Genomic DNA, 3,633 nt, shown 5'->3' on the forward strand with positions numbered 1-3,633 from the left:
CATTTTACCCACGGGGTACTTAGATAAAATCAGTATAGCACAATAAAAGTTAAGTTAACAAGCTATAGTTTAAAAAGCCGTCCTAAAAGGACGGGGCTTTAACCCAAAATTTCGGTAAATTTTAGTCAAACATTTGATTTACTTAGTTTCTAATCCTCTTTTTAGGTAGGAGAATTGTCAGAGCCTTTCTCTTGCCTATTGCCTATTGCCTATTGCCTTCAGAAACTGATAACTGATAACTGATAACTGATAACTGATAACTGATAACTGATAACTGATAACTGATAACTGATTAATTTCCTCGCCAAAAGACAATCGAATTATTGAGAGGTTGAATGGTGGTGCCGGGATAATAGAAAGCGAGAATTTGTTCGGGAGACCAACCCAAACGGGCTAAATTATAGGAACCAAATTGACTTAATCCCACCCCGTGGCCAAAACCGCCACCAATAAAGTTATAACCCTGGATCTGTCGATTGGTATCGTAGATAGGATCGAGGTAGAATAGGGTACTGCGAGGCGGTCCCAAAGCACTACGCACCTCATTTTTATGCAGTTCCAAAATCCCCTTATCGGTTTGAATAGTCATAGTCAGAATCCGACCGGAAGGAGAGCGCTTAGTCACTTCCATCCATTGGATTTGCTGGAAGTGGGCGAGGGGATGTTTTCTGCGTTTTAGATAGGTTTCTAGGTCTTGACTCAAATCAGCTAAAGAAGCTTGTTTTTGCCAGCGAAAAACCCGTCGGCCCGTCTCATTAAAACCATCTTTAAGATTAATAAACTGGCGAAAAGTTGTCTCATTAGCGAGAGATTGTTTCGAGAGATCCCAGACTCGATTGGGGGAGTCCACCACTGCCCGGAGATAAGGTCTTTCCTCCCCATCCCAAACATCACTAAAGAGGGCAGTTATTCCGCCGGTGGTGGAGGAATAAAGGGCATCCACTAACTCATTTTGGTAAGTTAAAACCAGGCCTCGCGTGGATGCGATCGCTTGATCAGCCCGGGGATTAGTTCCCGTCAATCCATAATAAACTTGACAATGGGTATCAGCACAGAGTTCGTAATTATCGGCTTGAAAACGGCGGAGATTGCGGAGGGCGTAGGTGCGGGCGATAATAGTTTGCGCCCGGGTGGCACTTTCCGGGGCATCATGACCGATTTCGTGGGGTACAACCCCGCGCAGGTAGGTTTCGAGGGGAACGTTATTAACTAGGGTAAAAGTACCGTAGGCGTTGGGCTGTAGGCGCATGGTTCCCCCGTACAAACGTACCTGTTCGGGGCTATGGGTGACTTGAATCAGGTTTTTTTGGCTCTCGATTTCTAATTCTTTGGGAAAATAGCGCACCCCGTTGATCTGGAAAGAAATTTGCGGCTTTTCTTTGAGTAAAACACTATTAATATAGGGTTGATTGTGGCCTTTGGTTTGCAAACTGGTCAGCAACCAACGCCGCACTAGGGGATTTTCATAAACTTCTCGCTTTGCCCAGACCTGCCAGCGTCCGGGTTGGGTAATTTCCACTTTAATGCCCATTTTTGCCCAATTTTTGGCGCTATTTTCGGCGGTTTCAAAGGTGGCGTGGTCGCTCAAAATGACTTTTTCTTGCAGGATGGGAGAAGCGAGGGGACGGGGAATAACTTCTAATTGTAGGCGATTGGTTTGCAGGGTTTGGGATTGGCCATCTTCTCCCACCATGCGGAGGGTGAGATTATCACCACTGGTACTGCCTAGGGTTAATTTTTCCTTGGCTTCATCGCCAAAACGTTGGACAATGCCCACTCTCAGAAGGACATCCTTGGCCATAGCGGCAGGAATTAGGGTTAAACTGAGCAAGATCGCCGCAGTTATGGAACCGATGCTAATTATTGGTTTTTTTTCCTTTATTTTCAGCATAAAGTCAAGTATCTGTTAATAAGTTTTCATAAAAGTTGAGGATATTCAGAAATTATAGCAGCAAGCCGTTAGGGGAAGTGGGGAAGTGGGGAAATGGGGAAGTGGGGAAATGGGGAAATGGGGAAATGGGGAAATGGGGAAATGGGGAAATGGGGAAATGGGGAAATGGGGAAATGGGGAAGTGGGGAAGTGGGGAAATGGGGAAGTGGGGAAATGGGGAAATGGGGAAATGGGGAAATGGGGAAATGGGGAAATGGGGAAATGGGGAAATGGGGAAATGGGGAAATGGGGAAATGGGGAATTTCAGCTAAAACCCTAAAACCCTAACACCCTAAAACCCTAAAACCCTAACACCCTAAAACCCTAAAACCCTAAAACCCTAACACCCTAACACCCTAAAACCCTAAAACCCCAACACCCAACACCCAACCACCAAAAAAGCATCTAACTTCCCCCATCGCTGATAATGCGTAAACGTACAATTTTTTGCCCACCTTCATCCAGTTCTACTTCGATCACTTCACTGGTTAAACTTTCCAAACAGGTTAACATCGATCGCAGATGGGGATTACTTGCTCCTGTATCCACATAGAGGCGATCGGACAAACTACCCAAACGTTTCCAAGTAGTATAAAGTTTAGCTACGGCTTGCTCTAATTGTGTGGCTTGTTTAACCAGATCCGCCGCCGTATTTAGACAATCGACGCGCAAAGCTTCTTCTAGAGCCATTTCAATATCTAAATTACCCCGTCGGAGAGTTTGTACTTGGGCTGCCGCATCGAGATATTTGGCTAAACTGCGTGCTTCCGAGGTAATTAATTTTACTGTGTCCACATCGGGATTAGCGGCGATTTCTTGACGGAGAGTTTCGATATGAGTATCGGGTAACTTTTCTAATTCTTTCACTAGAGGGGCGAGATGACGCGCCGGTAAACTACCATCGCTGGCTTTTTCTTTCACCTCATCGGGTAGTAAATCTGAACTCATCGCCGTCCATTCATCGGCCAATTGCTTCACCTCCCGACGGGTAATTCTCTCCCCTTGTCGGGCCGCATCACTGACTAATTTTTGAATTTCGGGGGCAGATTTGGCCGTTTCTACGAAGGCGCGTTTACTAAAATTATTGATACTATCGGGATCCAGTTGTCCTTCTGCTAGGAGAGTATCGGCACTATTAGCCAATTGAATCAGAGCATAAGCTTGACTTTTAGTGATTTCTCGCTGTTTTAACCAGTTTAAAAAGCCTGTACCGCGACTATCACCGCCTTGCTTTTCCCGGTCGCGAATAGCTCGCAAAATTCGCCCCCGCCAGATTTCCGTTTGCAAATCAAAGCGATCGCAAACTTTCCAAAAAGAATCCAGTTGCTGCTGAAAGTCATGATCTTGGATGGTTTCATCTTCGGGATCCGGCAGTTGAAAGTTAAACTCTAGAGGCGTTTCAAAGGCATCAATGATCGCGGAGGTGTCGGAGGAGAACGTCGCAGCATCAACCATAGGATAGACTCGGCAGTTAATCGGGCATTTTATCTTAACTCGCCCTGGCAACCCCCGACAAGCCGATTAATCTTCAGTCACATATAGGGAAGTGGGGAAGTGGGGAAGTGGGAATTATGAATTAGGGATTAGGGTAGGGTTGATTCATTTAAATTAAGTACAGCGGATTTTGAGTCAATAAATTTGACTGAAGATTCTCAAGTTTATCTTTCTCTAACCAAAACGGTTAGTCACAATAACTAATCTTT

General features: G+C 45.3%; 3 protein-coding genes. 1 reads left to right on the forward strand and 2 read right to left on the reverse strand.

What is annotated here, in order from left to right; genetic code table 11:
* Window positions 1-292: 292 nt before the first annotated feature.
* Window positions 293-1,891: a SpoIID/LytB domain-containing protein gene (locus EWV84_RS06205; RefSeq protein ID WP_287077193.1), complete on the reverse strand. Its 1,599-nt coding sequence runs from the start codon at window positions 1,889-1,891 to the stop codon at window positions 293-295.
* A 93-nt stretch (window positions 1,892-1,984) separates the two neighbouring features.
* On the opposite strand from EWV84_RS06205, the gene EWV84_RS06210 reads away from it, so the two are divergent.
* Window positions 1,985-2,218: a hypothetical protein gene (locus EWV84_RS06210; protein ID WP_287077195.1), complete on the forward strand. Its 234-nt coding sequence runs from the start codon at window positions 1,985-1,987 to the stop codon at window positions 2,216-2,218.
* A gap of 117 nt (window positions 2,219-2,335) precedes the next feature.
* Here the strand turns inward: EWV84_RS06210 and EWV84_RS06215 are convergent, their stop codons facing one another.
* A complete protein-coding gene (locus EWV84_RS06215; protein WP_286826067.1) occupies window positions 2,336-3,385 on the reverse strand; it encodes a hypothetical protein in 1,050 nt (349 codons plus the stop codon).
* Window positions 3,386-3,633: the final 248 nt, after the last annotated feature.

Source organism: Microcystis sp. M_QC_C_20170808_M3Col (assembly GCF_007095505.1).
GTDB lineage: Bacteria > Cyanobacteriota > Cyanobacteriia > Cyanobacteriales > Microcystaceae > Microcystis.

What these genes read in the sequence shown, in the direction of transcription:
- EWV84_RS06215 (WP_286826067.1), bottom strand. Translation starts at nt 3,385, where the DNA reads ATGGTTGATGCTGCGACGTTCTCCTCCGACACCTCCGCGATCATTGAT.
- EWV84_RS06210 (WP_287077195.1), top strand. Translation starts at nt 1,985, where the DNA reads ATGGGGAAGTGGGGAAATGGGGAAATGGGGAAATGGGGAAATGGGGAA.
- EWV84_RS06205 (WP_287077193.1), bottom strand. Translation starts at nt 1,891, where the DNA reads ATGCTGAAAATAAAGGAAAAAAAACCAATAATTAGCATCGGTTCCATA.